The sequence below is a fragment of the Cohnella thailandensis genome, from assembly GCF_014212135.1.
GTDB classification, from domain to species: Bacteria; Bacillota; Bacilli; order Paenibacillales; family Paenibacillaceae; genus Cohnella; species Cohnella thailandensis.
Genome location: NZ_JACJVQ010000023.1, coordinates 32,470 through 47,413 on the forward strand (window position 1 = coordinate 32,470; position 14,944 = coordinate 47,413).

Consider the following 14,944-nt stretch of genomic DNA (forward strand, 5'->3'; position numbering starts at 1 on the left):
CAGATTAGGAGTGGAACTCACATGGCGGATCTATCGAACCATCGACGCAAGCTGATCTTGATCGGCAACGGCATGGCCGGGATCAACACGCTGGAGCAAATCCTCAAGCTGACGAATTCCTTCGACATTGCCGTGTACGGAGAAGAGCCTTACCCGAATTACAATCGAATTCAATTGTCGTACGTTCTCGAAGGCAGCAAGCGGATCGACGAAATCATCCTGAACGACCGGAACTGGTACGAGGACAACGGAATCGAGCTCCATACGGGAACCAAAGTCGTCCGGATCGATCCGGATGCCAAGAAGATCTTTACGAGCGAGGGAGATTGTGCCGACTACGACGCGCTGATCATCGCAACCGGCTCGAAGCCATTCGTTCTTCCGGTGCCGGGAGCGACCCAGCAAGGAGTCGTCGGCTTTCGGGACATCGCGGATTGCCATGCGATGATCGAAGCGTCTAAGCGGGTGAAGCGGGCAGCCGTTATCGGCGGCGGACTGCTTGGGCTTGAGGCCGCGAAAGGCCTTGTCCAGCTAGGGATGGAAACCACGGTCGTGCACCTGATGGATAAGCTCATGGAACGACAATTGGATCAAGCGGCTGCGGGAATGCTGAAGGCGGAGCTGGAGCGCCAAGGCATCCGATTCCTAATGAAGGCGAAGACGACAGAGGTGCTCGGTGACGGGGAAGCGACCGGCTTGCGCTTCGAAGACGGGACGGAGCTGGAGGCGCAATTGGTCGTGATGGCCGCCGGTATCGTGCCGAACGTCGAACTGGCAAGGGCGAGCGGAATCGAGGTCGGCCGCGGGATCGTCGTGGATGACTTTATGCGCACAAGCGCTCCCGACGTGTATGCGGTCGGGGAATGCTGCGAGCATCGCGGGATCGCCTATGGCTTGGTAGCCCCCCTGTTCGAACAAGGGGCCGTTCTGGCGAAGCATCTGGCCGGTGCGGAGACTGCGCCCTACGCGGGTTCGTCGGTGTCGACCAAGCTCAAGATCTCCGGCGTCGACGTGTTCTCGGCGGGCGAGTACGAGGAAGAGCCGGGTCACCGGGTTCTTCGCCGGCAGGACGACTGGCTGGGCTTGTACAAGAAAGTGCTGCTGCGCGGCAATCAAATCGTCGGCGCCGTTCTGTACGGCGACGTGACCGATGCGCCGCAGCTCGCCAAGCTCATCCGGGAAGGGGCCGAGATGACCGACGAGCTCTACGGCCGGCTGTTCGGAAGCGGACAGGAATGCGCAGGCGGGGCAAGCAAAGGTGCTGCAGCCGTCCTAAGCATGAAGGACGACGAGATTGTCTGCGGCTGCAATGGCGTGACCAAAGGCGATATCGTTCGGGTCATTCAGGTGGACGGACTGACGACGGTAGACGAGATCAAAGTGCGCACGGGAGCGACCCGGTCTTGCGGAGGCTGCAAGCCGCTCGTCGAACAACTGCTGCAGGTCGTCCTAGGCGACGGCTATCGCGAACGGACGGCTCCTAAGAAAGGGATCTGCGGCTGCACGACCCATGACAGCGAAGAAATCGTGGCGGCGATCCGGGAGAAGCGTCTGACGAGCGTGCGGGAAGTGATGGCGGTGATGGGCTGGAGCGAGCCCGAAGGCTGCTCGAAGTGCCGGCCCGCCCTTAATTATTATCTCGGCATGATTTGGCCGACGGAGCACGAGGACGAACGCGATTCCCGATTCGTGAATGAAAGGCTCCACGCCAACATTCAGAAGGACGGCACGTTCAGCGTCATTCCCCGCATGTACGGGGGAGTGACGTCGCCGGAGCAGCTTCGCCGGATCGCCGAAGTGGCGGAGAAATACAATGTTAAAATGGTCAAGGTGACCGGCGGGCAACGAATCGATCTGCTCGGCGTAGAGAAGAAGGATCTACCCGCCATCTGGGAAGACCTTGACCTGCCTTCCGGTTACGGGTACGCGAAGGCGCTGCGCACGGTCAAGACCTGCGTCGGTGCCCGGTTCTGCCGGTTCGGCACGCAGGATTCGATCGCGATGGGAATCCGGCTCGAGAAGAAGTTCGAGCGGCTGTGGATGCCGGCTAAGTTCAAGATGGCCGTGAACGGCTGTCCGCGCAACTGCGCCGAGTCGGGGACGAAGGACCTGGGAATCGTCGGCAACGACGGCGGTTGGGAGATCTTCGTCGGCGGCAACGGCGGCATCAAGACGACGGTCGCGGCGTCGCTCTGCAAGGTGAAGACGGACGAAGAGCTCATGGACGTGTGCGGAGCGTTCATTCAATATTACCGGGAGACCGGCCATTATGCCGAACGCACTTCGGAATGGTTGGAACGGGTCGGCATCGATAACGTTCGGGACGCCGTCCTTCATAAGCCCGAGGTTCGCAAGCTGCTGCTCGATCGCGTCGAGCTAGCGCTTGCGGAAGGGAAAGATCCATGGCGGGAAGCGTTCAGCGACGAGAGCTTGCGGCGCGACTATTACCAATCGGTCGAAGCGGATGCGAGATAGGGGAGAAGGAGGCGAACCGCGTGATTAACCGAGAACAACTCAATTTCGCGCCGATTGGCGGTTTGTCGGAGTTCCCGAGGGGACTGGGCCGGCAAGTTCGGATCTCCGATTGGGACTTGGCGGTGTTCCGGACGACGGACGGCGCCCTGTACGCCCTGGAGAATCGCACGCCTCATCCGAAGGGCGGCCCCCTTGCGGAAGGTATCGTCAGCGGTCACTATGTGTATTGCCCGTTGCGGGACTGGAAGATCGACCTGGAGGACGGCGAGGTTCAAGAGCCCGATACCGGACGGGTTCGCACGTTTCCGGTAAGGATCGAAGACGAGGCTGTTCTGATCGGACTGCCTTCCAATAGCGATAGATAAATCAAGAAACAGGCACCTCCATTCGAGAGTGCCTGTTTCTTTGTCAGATCAAGGACGGGAGGCTTTAGCCTTTTTCCATTCCTCATGCAACCTCCATACTTTGTTCCACAAGTCATCCCGGTCTAGGCTCGTATACGCAACAAGTCGTTCTCCGAACACATCCGCCAACACTTCGAACCACTGAGCTTTGCTCGCGAGTTCCCTTTTCTCCAAACCTTGCCGATCCCGCTTCTTCCAGATGCAGCCCCTAAGCTCGTTGCTTCCCTCGGCATGCCTATTCCGAACGATGAGTTGGTTCATCCAAGGGGATTCCGGCGACAGGCTGTAATAAGCATGCTTAGGCTTAAATTCATCCAAATCGTCTAATGCTTCGGGATCGAAATCGGCTCCGGCAAAAAAAGCAAGCGGATCGTGCTCCAGTCGCCAGCCGTTCGGAACGACAGAGGACTCTGTTACCTTATACGTTAGAGGACCTTGCCGATACTCACCCGGCACGATCGGCAACGGTTCGTAGGGCATGTCTCCCAAGCCGACATCCGCGATCCATCGTTGCACTTGCGCTTCCTCCCGAAGATGGACCGTTAAGCCCAAGTGAAAGGAATTGATGCGCGGCTCTTCTCCTAGCGGCTGAACGCCGGCTCTATGCCAATTCACGGGATATCCCAAGGATCGAAGGAGCTCGCCGAACGCCCCGTTCAGGTGAAAGCAATACCCGCTTCGGCCGTTTAAGAGGAGCTGCACGGATTCTCGAAGATCAATCGACGCCGGCCTTCCGGCAACGATATCGACGGTTTGCCAAGGAATGCTTCGCACATGGGCCCGATGAAGCTCGAACAGATAGGAGAGAGTGGGGGGCTGAATGTCCGGCACGCCTATTCTTCGTAAATAGGACTGAATTTCAGGCTTAGTCAACATCGAAGATATCATCCCCTTTAGATCGGCGGGTTTCCGACGGTCGCACGCTCAAGCTATGAGCCAACCCCGATCTCCAAGTCGGATAGACCGGCTTCCAACCGTATTCGCTGCGCGCCTTCGCGTTCGACGCTCCGCGTTGGCCCCGCTTGCGTCCCGTTTGCCTATCGGGAGCTGGCGCCCCTAATGCGTCGGCGTAGACGGGCAGCCATTCGAATTCCGCCGCAGGCTCGTCGTCCGCGATATTGACCGGTCCTGCCGGCCAACCCAAAGCGAGCAAGGCCGCGACCGCGGCATCCTCAACGTGAAGGAGGGAAGTTATACCCTCGGTTGCGGGAACTTGAGCTTGGCGTACTCGGTCCGCCATAAGGCCGTTTCGGTCGTACCAGGTCCCGGGACCGTATAAGAGCCCGTATCGCAAAATAACGTGCTCGGGCATCTCCGCTACGGATCGTTCAAGGGCGATCACGCCGTCAACCGTCGTCTTATAGGGCAACGGAGCTTCGATATCCAACGGAACATCCTCCGTCGCCGGTTCCGGTCCCGGCTCATAAGCCCAGGATATGCTCTGGGCGATCATCCGCTCCACGCCAGCCTCCAAAGCCGCCTCCACGAGATTGCGCGTTCCTTCCGTCCGAATTCGCGCGTTATCGGCCGTATTCCATTCGCTAAGCGCGGTAAGCTGATGAAAGATCGCATCGGGCCGCACGTTGCCGATGGCGGATTTAACGGCTTCTTTATCGAATGCGTCGGCAAGGACAGGCTTAGCGCCTAAACGTTGAACCAACCTCTCGTTCTCTTTTTTATGGGTCATTCCGTACACGTCGTGACCGGCTGCCAGCAACTTCGGTACCAATAGCCTTCCTATGACGCCTGATGCGCCCGCAACAAACACTTTCATTCCGGATTGCCTCCTTTCCTTGAGCAGTTTTATCCTATCATGATATATTGGTATGATTAAGTACCACTTTTCTCGGAATAATGCCATACCACTCAGGGGGGGAGCGAGAACGGATCCCATGTCATGGACATTGAATGCGGACGGTTCCAAAACCGAACAAATCTATCGTTACTTGCGGGACAGGATCATCGACGGCCGCTACCTTATCGGCCAGAGGCTTCCGTCGTCCAGGGACATGGCCAAAGAGCTCGGCGTCTCCAGGGCCCTTATCGTCGACGTATACGAGCAGTTGATTGCCGAGGGATACTTGGAGAGCCGCCAAGGCTCGGGAACCTACGTGACCGATCTTGGGCAAGGCAAGCCGCTCTTCTCCGGATTGCTTGGAACGGCCGTTCCGTCCGAGCGGAAGGAGCCGGCCGAATCCGGGTATCGCTTCGAAGGGATCGATTTCCGTCCGAGCCTGCCTGCTCTGGAATACGCGCCGCGCAAGAAATGGAAGGAAGCCGCTCTTCACGTCTTCGATGCGGCGGGAGACTCGGAATTCGGCCACGATCATCCGGCCGGCAATTGGGAGCTGCGAACGCAAATATGCCGTCTCGTGCTTCAATCCAAGGGCATCGAATGCAAGCCTTCGCAAATCGTCGTAACGGCCGGCGCCACCCAGGCGATCGCCTTGCTGTGCAAGCTGCTCGTCCGTCCGGGGGAGGAGATCGTCGCCGAAGATCCGACCGCAACGTTTATTCATGATATCTTCGTATCTTCTGGCGCAGCCGTGGTTCCGGTTCCGGTGGATCAAGAAGGCTTGCGCATAAATGAGATACCGGGAGAAGCGAAGCCGAAGTTTCTCTTCGTTACGCCATCCCATCAATTTCCCTTCGGCAGCATATTGTCCGCCGCTCGCCGCATTCAGCTGCTGGAGTACGCTCGTTCCCGCGATTGCTACGTCGTCGAGGACGATTACGACAGCGAATTCCGTTATAGCGGGCTTCCGGTTCGGGCCTTGAGAGAGCTGAATGCGCAGCGCGTCATCTATATCGGAACGTTCAGCAAAAACCTGTTTCCCGCGCTCCGCCTCGGGTATATGGTGGTGCCCGAAGAATTGGCGGCTCCTCTGGTTCGCCTTAAATATCTGTCGGGCCACGCTAGCCCGACACTATCGCAGCTCATCCTGGCACGATTCATCGCCGAACGGCAGCTGGAACGTCATGTGGCCAGAATGAAGCGGATTTACGGCAAAAGGCGGGAGAGCCTGATCGCTCATTTATCCCGCGCGTTCGGCAGCAAGGTCGCGATATCGGGAGATGCGGCGGGCTTGCACTTGGTGGCCGATTTTCCGGGATACCGGTTCGACTCGAAGATAACCGCTTCGCTGGAAGAGCGGCAGGTAAGGGTGTATCCCGCCGAGACGTATGCGATCGTCAAAGGGAATTACGAACACAAGTTGATCATGGGTTACGGCAACGTGCCTGAACGTCGAATCGCGGAAGGAATCGAGATGCTGGCGAGCGTGATTCATGATCCTTATGGAGGTGCGAGAGCATGACTTCCCAACCCCTCGATCTTGTTAAAATCCCGCCCGGGTTCTGGGCAGGCTTGCGCGGTATGGGGATCGACCCTCGAGATATCGCTTGCAAGGCACGGCTGCCGCTTCCATTGTCCATGGAACCCCTTGAAGTCTCAACCGCCCAATACTTCGCGATCTGGGAAGCTTACTCCGATCTCGTCGGCGACGTCTCCGCGGGAATCGTCAAGCTGACGACCGCCTACGAGACGGCGCTTTACCCGCCGACCGTCTTGGCGACTTACCACGCCCGCAATTACCGGGATGCCTTGAAGCGAACGGTCCGATATAAGCAAATGTGTCCTCCCGAACAGTTAAGCATCTCCGAAGAAGACGAGTTTTGCACGATCGAGCTGGAATGGCAAGACGACGGGCAGCCCGGACCGCCGGTGCTGGTCGGGATCACGCTGGCCAATCTTCTCGAGCTAGGGCGACGGGGCACGAGTCAGGCCTTGACGGCGGCTTCTGTCGACTTGTCTCATTCCTTGTACGATGCGCAAGCGCTCGAGGCTTACTTCGGCTGTCCGATCCGGGTCGGAGCGGATGGGAATCGCATGAGGCTGCATCGAAGAGACCTGGACCGGCCCTTCGTCTCCTATAATGCGGAGTTGCTGGAGATTCTGACTCCCGTGCTCGACCGATCGCTTATGGATAAGCGACAAAGCGGATCCGTCTGCGAGATCGTCAAGTGGATCCTGAAACGCAGCTTAACGGGAGGCCGCCTCGACATTCAGGCTGTCGCGGGCGAACTGGGAATGAGCGGCCGCACCTTGCAGCGCCGACTTACGGACGAAGGGACAAGCTTCAAAACTCTATTGACGCAAGCCCGGCAAGAGCAAGCTCGAGAGTATTTGGCAGACTCTTCCCTTGAAATCAAGGAAGTGGCATTCCTGCTCGGATACGAAGACCAGAACTCGTTCTACCGCGCCTTTCGCCAGTGGGAAGGGGATACTCCCGCGAATTGGCGAGCCGAACACAAGAGTTCTTGATATGGCGGGTGATGCTAGAAGGATGGCGTTCGGCGCTAGTTACGGAATCGTCCGGACAGGGTACTATGTTCACTAACCGGCATACAAGACTGCGAATGAACGACAGTCCGCTTGCCGAAGTGAAAAGGAGTCGAGTTTTATGGATATGGGATTGCGCAATAAGACCGCTTTAATAACGGGGTCGACAAAGGGCATAGGCAAAGCCATTGCCGTCGAACTTGCCAAAGAAGGGGTTCATGTACTGATAAACGGACGTCATGAAGACGAGGTAGCTCGAACGGTGTCCGAAATCCAAGCGGCTTTTCCGTCAACCTCTCCGCAGAAGGCGACCGGCGATCTAGTCGATGTCGAGCAAAGGGAAGCTTTGTTCGAGAAATACCCAAACGTCGATATCTTGGTCAATAACTTGGGGATCTACGAGATCATGTCCTATGAGGACGTCGACGATGAAGTATGGGAGAAGTACTTCCGTACGAACTTTCTTGCCGCCAATAGCTTGTCCAAGTTTTACTTGCCAAACATGTTGAAGAACGACTACGGCCGCATTCTCTTCATCGCGAGCGAAGAAGCCGTCATGCCTTCCGGTCAGATGCCCCAGTATGCCGTGACGAAATCCATGCTGCTTTCCCTGTCGAAGAGCTTATCTAGTTTAACGAGAGGGACGGAAGTCACCGTCAATACGATCCTGCCGGGACCGACGCTTTCCGAGAACGTGCAGCAAATCATCGAGGGACTAATCCCTGACGATACGATGAGCTTCTCCGCAAAAGAGAAACAGTTTATGAAGGCAACCCTGCCTCAATCGGAAATCCAGCGGTTTATCAAGCCAATGGAAATAGGCAGATTGGCCGCATTCGTATGCAGCCCTTACGCTTCAGCCTTTAAAGGCTCTCCGATCCGCATGGACGGGGGAATGGTACCGACGATTTTTTGACGCATAGGTGCGCTTTCCTGGTCGGCCCTTTATGGGCCGGCCTTTTCTGCTAAATTGTCGTTGACAATCTCAGTCCGATCATATATCTTTAAATTAAGATATATAATTTCAAGACAACATGGCGGGACGGAGGATTGGAGCATATGACCTTAAGAACGGCAGGCATTCATCACATTACCGCTTTCGTCCGCGACGCGCAAGCCAATGTCGATTTCTACGCGGGCATTCTTGGCTTGAGACTCGTTAAGCAGACCGTTAATTTCGATGTTCCGAGCGTCTATCATTTGTATTTCGGCAACGAGACGGGAGCGCCCGGGACGGTCGTTACCTTTTTTCCCTTCGAGCATGGGCGTCAGGGCAAGATCGGCTCCGGGCAAGTGGAATGGATCACGTTCGCCATTCCCGAAGGGGCCATGTCCTTCTGGGAGAACCGCTTAACCCGATTCGGAATCGAATTTGCTCGCGAACGGCGCTTCGAAGAGACGTATCTGAGGTTTGCGGATCGGGACGGTCTCCAACTGGAACTGACGGAACGAAGAAGGGGGCCTAATAGCGGGTGGTCCTTCGGAGAGATCCCGGCCGAGATGGCCATTAAAGGACTTGGAGGCGCCGTTTTAAACAGCGGAGCGCCCGAGCGGACGGGTATTCTCCTGCAGGAGCTTCTGGGGCTCGAGAAGGTGGGAAGGGAGAATGGACTGCTTCGTTTTCGCTCCTATGGAGAGCTAGGCAACATAATCGAATTGAAGGAAGCCGCATCGGATCTCGGCCATGGCGGGCCCGGAACGGTTCATCATATCGCATGGCGGGCCAAGAACGACGCCGAGCATGAAGTATGGAGAGAACGAATCGTCAACAGAGGGCTAGAACCTACGCCCGTCAAAAACAGGAACTATTTTAACGCCATCTACTTTTACGAGCCGGGGGGCATCTTCTTCGAGATCGCGACGGACTCTCCGGGATTCGACCGCGATGAATCCTACGAGGAGCTTGGCCGAGCATTGAAATTACCCGAATGGTACGAAGAGCGGCGTTCCGATATCGTCAAGGGCTTGCCCGCGTTCACCGTAAGACCATTAGAGGAAGACACATCCAATGACTGAATTCGAAGCCTTAGCCAAATCCCGCCATTCGCTTGCGCCTGATCAGCTAAGAGCAGAGGGCGAATACGAGCTGCGGCGGCTTCGGAAGCGACCATGACCAGCGTCTCGATCGCGTCGCTTACTTTGGTCCCATCGACGAGACCCTCCACGTAGAAGAGGGCCGCCAACGGGTTTCCCGATCGGTCCCGTCCGAATTCCTTGACGATAAAATCGACGCTGATTCGCGGGCTTATTCCTTCTTCGTTCAAATCCTCCAAGCATCCGTAAACAGGCTAAGCCTTCGCAACCCCTCGACAATCTCTTCCTCCGTCAGGTTCCCGTAGCCGAGCACCGCTTTACCAGGATTGCGCCCCCTTGTCATCGCATAGTCGTCAAAGGAAGACAGACGGACGCCGCAAGATTCGAGCTTCTGCCATTCGATCGGACCGTACGAGTCTTGCCGAAAGACAAGCTGAACGTGCATGCCGGCCTCGTCCCCGATCACTTCCACCCGGTCGCCGAATAGACGGTGGCATTGTTCCGCGAGGAAAAGGCGCTTCCGCTTGTAAACCGCCCTCATCTTGTGAATATGCCGATCGTAATGGCCATCCATGATGAATCGAGCGAGCGCCAACTGCGAAATGGCGGAAGCCGTCAGGTTCAGCTCCTCCTTCGTTCGAACGACGAGCTCGATTAGTTGGGGAGGGACGATAAGGAAGCCGATCCTGAGCGCAGGAGACAGCGTCTTGCTGAACGTGCCTGCGTAGATCACCCTCGATGGAGCAAGGAGCTGCAGAGGCGGAACAGGCCCTCCTTTATGCCGGAATTCGCTGTTATAGTCATCTTCGATTATATAATGCCCGTACGTCTCGGCCAGCGCGACGGCCTGTTGTCTCCTCTGAATGGAGAGGATGCTTCCTGTCGGATATTGATGGGAGGGCGTAAGGACGATCAATCCTCCAGGCTCCGACCGCTCGATTCGGCTTATGTTCATCCCTTGGCGATCGACATGGACCGGTCGTACGTCATATTTCATTTTCCGAAAAATATCCCCTACAAAACCGATCGTCGGCTCTTCGACATAGACGGTGCGGTGTCGATCCGAGAAAGCGGAGGCCAGCAGCAGGAAGGCTTCGGCGGTGCCCGACGCGATCACGATCCGTTCGGTGCCGCAGCGGATCCCCTTCACCCGGAGAAGGTAATCGGCGACGGCTTCCCGCAGCGCAAGCGTCCCTTGGATATCGCCATAAGCAAACGCGTTCGCGGGCTCCGAATCGACGACCTCCCTCACGTACTTGCTCCACAGCCTGCGCGGGAAGAGCGACAGATCGGGCGTTCCCGCGTCAAAGTCGATAGGCTTCTCGCGCGGAGCGGCAGGATCCAGGGGAGTTGCTTGCGCGGGCAGAACCGGGGAAGGATCCAATGCTGGAGAATGGATTTCTATCCCTTCGGCGATAAACGTTCCGGAACCGGCTTTGGACGTTAGATAACCTTCGGCGGTCAGCTGCTCATAAACCTCGATCACGATGTTCCGGGCGATGCCGAGCTCTTGGGCGGCTTTGCGGGTCGGTGGCAGACGATGGCCGGGGGAGAGCGCTCCGCTTGCGATCGTATCGCGCAAATAGCCGCATAATTGTTTGATTAAGGAGCCCTCGCCCGCGATGGGGTTAAATCCGAACAACCGAACTCTCTCCTTTAAATTGGTTCTTTGAATCGGGTTGGAATTGGCTCTTAGTCGAACCAATTTCCATCATTATACTGAAAGGGCAAACCAATTCAAAGGAGAAGATGGCATGCTCAAACGAACGTTGGGGAGATCGGGAATCGAAGTCGGCGCCGTCGGAATCGGATGCTGGGCGATCGGAGGGCCATGGATCGAAGAACGGACGGGCAAACCGTTCGGATGGGGAGAGACCGACGACCGGGAGTCGATTGCCGCGATTCACTGCGCGCTCGACAGCGGCATTCAGTTGATAGACACATCCGATAACTACGGGGCCGGACATAGCGAGAAAGTGCTGGGACAGGCGCTAAAGGGGAGACGCGACCAAGTCGTTCTGGCGACGAAGTTCGGGTTCGTCACGAACGAAGAAACCAAAATGGCCACAGGAACGAATGCAAGCCGATCCTACATTAAGTCGGCTTGCGAAGCATCGCTGCGCAGGCTGAATACCGACTATATCGATCTCTATCACTTTCATTTAGGAGACTATCCGGAACAGTCGGCTCCGGAAGTGATGGTCGTGCTCGAGGAATTGGCGGAGGAGGGGAAAATCCGCTCTTTCGGTTGGTCCACCGATTCGACTTCCCGAGCCGAGCTCTTTGCGCAGAGCAAGCATTGCGTGGCCATCCAACATAATATGAACGTCTTTCAGGACAATGCCGACATGCTTGAGCTTTGCGAACGCAATCGATTGGCGAGCATTAACCGCGGTCCGCTAGCGATGGGGCTTCTAACGGGAAAGTATTCGGATGCGGTAACCGTCGACGATCCGAAGGATATCCGGTACCGCAACGATTTGGATTGGCTGGCTTCTTTTAAAGACGGGATCCCTTCGCCGGAGATGATCGAACAATTGCGGGCGATCCGGGAAGTGCTGACCTCCGGCGGACGATCGCTAGCCCAAGGCGCGCTTGCCTGGCTTTGGGCCAGAAGCGCCGTCACGATTCCGATTCCGGGCTTCCGAACCGTGAAACAAGTCGCGGAGAACGCAAAGGCAATGGAATTCGGACCTTTGACGGAGGCCGAAATGCGGCAGATGGATCAACTGTTGTCTGTTCGCGAGGGGTGAGCGGCTATCCTGCAGCAGTTTGCGTTCCCAGATAAAGCGGCAGTCGGCCCTTGAGGCCGGCTGCTATTTTTTTCTTGCGTATTAAGTGGGTTCGAAATGTACATAAATGGCAGAAGAGGGGGAGCGTCGTGATCAAACGAAGGAAATTGCGAAGCCAAACGAGCCAACAACCATCCGGCAATTCCGTAAGCCCCCTGGGAACGGATTTAAAGGCCAATCTACAGCGAATGAATCGATCGATGGGCCACAGCAACGATCTTGTCATCCGCGAGTTTCGAATCGGATACGTCCAGGAAGATGCCGCCATCGCCTTTATCGACAACCTGGTCGATAAGAAGATAATTGGCGAATTCGTGCTTCGATCGACCATGAGCGGCACCGCGGATTCCGAATCGAATGCTTCGGAGCGGGATATCGATGTGCTGGATACGATCAAAAATCGGATTCTGCCGCTGGGCGAGGCCGCCATCGCGAAGGAATGGAACGAATTGTTCGCCGCGGTTCTGAACGGCGACACGGCCATCTTCGTAAACGGATACGCCGGCGCGATCATCGTCAGCACGCACGGAGGCGAACATCGCTCCGTCGAAGAGCCCTCCTCGGAAGTTCTGATACGAGGTCCTAAAGAAGGGTTTACCGAATCCATAGCAACGAATATCTCCCTGGTCAGACGCCGTCTCAAAACCCGGAACTTATGGATGGACGGCTTCAAGATCGGCAACGTTACGCAGACGAACGTCGGAATCCTGTATATCAAGGGCATTGCCGGGGACAAGACGGTGGAGGAAGTCAAACGGAGGCTTGCCAGCATCGAGACGGACGGCGTTCTGGAGTCCGGGATCGTCGAAGAATTCATTCGGGATCACCCGTTCTCTTTGTTTCCGACCATGTACAATACGGAACGTCCGGACAGCGTGGCCGCGGGCCTGCTGGAGGGGCGGGTCGCTATTCTGATCGACGGAACTCCGTTCGTTCTTCTTGCCCCGACGACTTTCTTTATGTTTTTTCAATCGCCGGAAGACCACTATCACAACTTCCAATTCGCCATCTTTATCCGAACGTTAAGATTCGTTGCCTTTCTGATCTCTTTATTAGGCCCTTCCATCTACGTGGCGGCGATCTCTTTCCATCAGGAGATGATTCCGACGTCGCTCCTGCTCAGCTTGGCGGCGCAGCGCGAAGGGGTCCCGTTTCCTGCCTTGATCGAAGCCTTTCTGATGGAGGCCAGCTTCGAGATTCTGCGCGAAGCCGGCGTCCGGATGCCGCGCGCGATCGGCCAAGCGGTATCCATCGTCGGGGCCATCGTGCTGGGCCAGGCGGCGGTTCAGGCGGGAATCGTCTCTTCCGCCATGGTCATCGTCGTCTCTTTGACCGGAATCGCCAGCTTCACCATGCCGGCCTACAATATGGGAATCTCCATACGGATGCTAAGATTTATGTTGATGATCTCCGCGGGGCTGTTCGGTTTCTTCGGAATCGCGCTCGGCGGACTGATCATCACCGCCCATCTTTGCAGCATTCGTTCGTTCGGAATCCCGTTCATGGCTCCGTTTGCGCCGTTTATCGCCGCCGATCAGAAGGATACCCTTCTCCGGCTCCCGAGGTGGTTCCTGAATACGCGCCCGCGATTGATCAGCCAGGAAAACACAACCCGGATGAACGGCAGCAAGCCTGCTCCTCCGGGAGATGCGGCTGAAGAAGGGAGTCCGGATGAGAACTAGGTCTGCGATTAGCCTGATGCTGATTGGACTCCTGCTTATCCCGTTGACGGGTTGTTGGAATAGCAGGGAATTGAGGGACTTGTCGATCATCGGCGCGATCGGAATCGATAAATTGCCGGACAAGCCAGGCTACAAAGTATCGTTCCAGATCATCAACCCGAGCGCGGTCACCACGACCGGCACCGGCGGAGGCGGCGGGCAAAGCGGCATACCCGTCACGGTATATACGGGGAACGGAAGATCCATCTTCGAAGTCATTCGCAAAACCTCCGGATTATCGCCGCGGCAGCTTTTTTTCTCCCATATCCGCTTGATCGTCATCGGTGAAACGTTGGCGCGCGAAGACCTTTCCAATCTTTTCGATTTCTTCGAAAGGTCTCACGAAATTCGCCTCACGACCAAGCTCGTCGTATCGCGAGGATCCAGCGCGGAGCAGCTCCTGCAGGTCCTTACTCCGTTGGAGAGGATTCCCTCGGATGCGATATACGGGAAGCTCGAATCGACGAAGAGCATATGGTCGGAGAGCATGATCACCGGGGTTGACGACGTGATCAACCGATTGATCGGTCCGGGCAAGCAGCTCCTCATCAGCGGCGTAAGAATTCTCGGAGACCAAGATAAAGGAGGGGAGAAGGCGAATCTGGACAAGACCAAGCTTCCGGCCGAGATCGAAATCAAGGGGATCGCCCTGTTCAAGAACGGCCGGCTGGAAACGTGGCTGGACGGGGGCAAGGCGCGGGGAGCGCTTCGGATTCAGGATAAGATGAACTCCTCCGTCGTTACCGTTCCTTGCAAGGACCGTGACGATCCCGCAGCCATCGCGGCCATCGAAATCACTCGTTCCCGAACGAAAGTCAAAGCGACGGTCGTAGACGGAGAGCCGGCGTTTCGGGTTTACGTCCGCGAAGAAGGCAACGTGGGAGAAGTGTCCTGCGCCGTCGATCTTAGCAAGAAAGAAGCCATCGAAGAGTTGGAGCAACGATGGAGATCGAAGACGAAGCAAGAAATCCGGGAAGCGATAGAAGCCGCCCAAAGCCGATCGAGCGACGTTTACGGCTTCGGCGAGGTTCTGAACCGTTCGTATCCGAGAACGTGGAAGAAGCTTGAGGACCGGTGGAGCGAAGTCTTCGCCGATTGCGAAATCGAGGTGCAGGTCGAGTCCTTTATCCGGCGTTCCGGCATGCGGACGAAGCCGTATATCAAGGAGTAAGCAAT

At 56.6% G+C, this 14,944-nt stretch carries 12 protein-coding genes; 9 read left to right on the top strand and 3 right to left on the bottom strand.

Annotated elements, in window-relative coordinates:
- Positions 1–21 precede the first annotated feature (21 nt).
- Both nirB and nirD read left to right on the top strand, forming a co-directional pair.
- Positions 22–2,475, top strand: a complete 2,454-nt coding sequence (gene nirB / locus H7B67_RS25445; protein ID WP_185122701.1) for a nitrite reductase large subunit NirB — start codon at positions 22–24, stop codon at positions 2,473–2,475.
- Positions 2,476–2,495: 20 nt separating this feature from the next.
- Positions 2,496–2,840 (top strand): nitrite reductase small subunit NirD, encoded by a 345-nt coding sequence (gene nirD, locus H7B67_RS25450; protein ID WP_425353926.1) that lies wholly within the window; start codon positions 2,496–2,498, stop codon positions 2,838–2,840.
- Between the two features lie 48 nt (positions 2,841–2,888).
- Here nirD and H7B67_RS25455 read toward each other — a convergent pair whose 3' ends face one another.
- Positions 2,889–3,755 carry an arylamine N-acetyltransferase family protein gene (locus tag H7B67_RS25455; RefSeq protein ID WP_185122703.1) on the bottom strand — a complete coding sequence of 289 codons (867 nt, stop codon included), beginning with the start codon at positions 3,753–3,755 and terminating at the stop codon, positions 2,889–2,891.
- Positions 3,745–4,653 carry an NAD-dependent epimerase/dehydratase family protein gene (locus H7B67_RS25460; protein WP_185122704.1) on the bottom strand — a complete coding sequence of 303 codons (909 nt, stop codon included), beginning with the start codon at positions 4,651–4,653 and terminating at the stop codon, positions 3,745–3,747. Before H7B67_RS25460 ends, H7B67_RS25455 begins: the two co-directional genes overlap by 11 nt.
- Positions 4,654–4,771: 118 nt before the next feature.
- On the opposite strand from H7B67_RS25460, the gene pdxR (H7B67_RS25465) reads away from it, so the two are divergent.
- From pdxR (H7B67_RS25465) to H7B67_RS25480, 4 genes are all read left to right on the top strand, one after another.
- Positions 4,772–6,196, top strand: a complete 1,425-nt coding sequence (pdxR, locus tag H7B67_RS25465) for a MocR-like pyridoxine biosynthesis transcription factor PdxR (protein WP_185122705.1) — start codon at positions 4,772–4,774, stop codon at positions 6,194–6,196.
- A complete protein-coding gene (locus H7B67_RS25470; protein WP_185122706.1) occupies positions 6,193–7,203 on the top strand; it encodes an AraC family transcriptional regulator in 1,011 nt (336 codons plus the stop codon). Before pdxR (H7B67_RS25465) ends, H7B67_RS25470 begins: the two co-directional genes overlap by 4 nt.
- A gap of 139 nt (positions 7,204–7,342) precedes the next feature.
- Positions 7,343–8,137, top strand: coding sequence for an SDR family NAD(P)-dependent oxidoreductase (locus tag H7B67_RS25475; RefSeq protein ID WP_185122707.1), 795 nt, complete (start codon positions 7,343–7,345; stop codon positions 8,135–8,137).
- Between the two features lie 143 nt (positions 8,138–8,280).
- Positions 8,281–9,237 (top strand): VOC family protein, encoded by a 957-nt coding sequence (locus H7B67_RS25480; RefSeq protein WP_185122708.1) that lies wholly within the window; start codon positions 8,281–8,283, stop codon positions 9,235–9,237.
- A gap of 244 nt (positions 9,238–9,481) precedes the next feature.
- Here H7B67_RS25480 and pdxR (H7B67_RS25485) read toward each other — a convergent pair whose 3' ends face one another.
- Complete coding sequence (gene pdxR, locus H7B67_RS25485) at positions 9,482–10,897, bottom strand: MocR-like pyridoxine biosynthesis transcription factor PdxR (protein ID WP_185122709.1); 1,416 nt, start codon at positions 10,895–10,897, stop codon at positions 9,482–9,484.
- A gap of 112 nt (positions 10,898–11,009) precedes the next feature.
- Between pdxR (H7B67_RS25485) and H7B67_RS25490 the strand changes: the two genes are divergently transcribed.
- The 3 genes from H7B67_RS25490 to H7B67_RS25500 all read left to right on the top strand — a co-directional run bounded on the left by H7B67_RS25490 (position 11,010) and on the right by H7B67_RS25500 (position 14,939).
- On the top strand, positions 11,010–12,008 hold the full coding sequence (locus H7B67_RS25490) for an aldo/keto reductase (RefSeq protein ID WP_185122710.1): 999 nt from the start codon (positions 11,010–11,012) through the stop codon (positions 12,006–12,008).
- Between the two features lie 128 nt (positions 12,009–12,136).
- On the top strand, positions 12,137–13,729 hold the full coding sequence (locus tag H7B67_RS25495; RefSeq protein WP_342592636.1) for a spore germination protein: 1,593 nt from the start codon (positions 12,137–12,139) through the stop codon (positions 13,727–13,729).
- Positions 13,719–14,939: a Ger(x)C family spore germination protein gene (locus H7B67_RS25500; RefSeq protein ID WP_185122711.1), complete on the top strand. Its 1,221-nt coding sequence runs from the start codon at positions 13,719–13,721 to the stop codon at positions 14,937–14,939. Before H7B67_RS25495 ends, H7B67_RS25500 begins: the two co-directional genes overlap by 11 nt.
- The last annotated feature ends 5 nt before the right edge of the window (positions 14,940–14,944 follow it).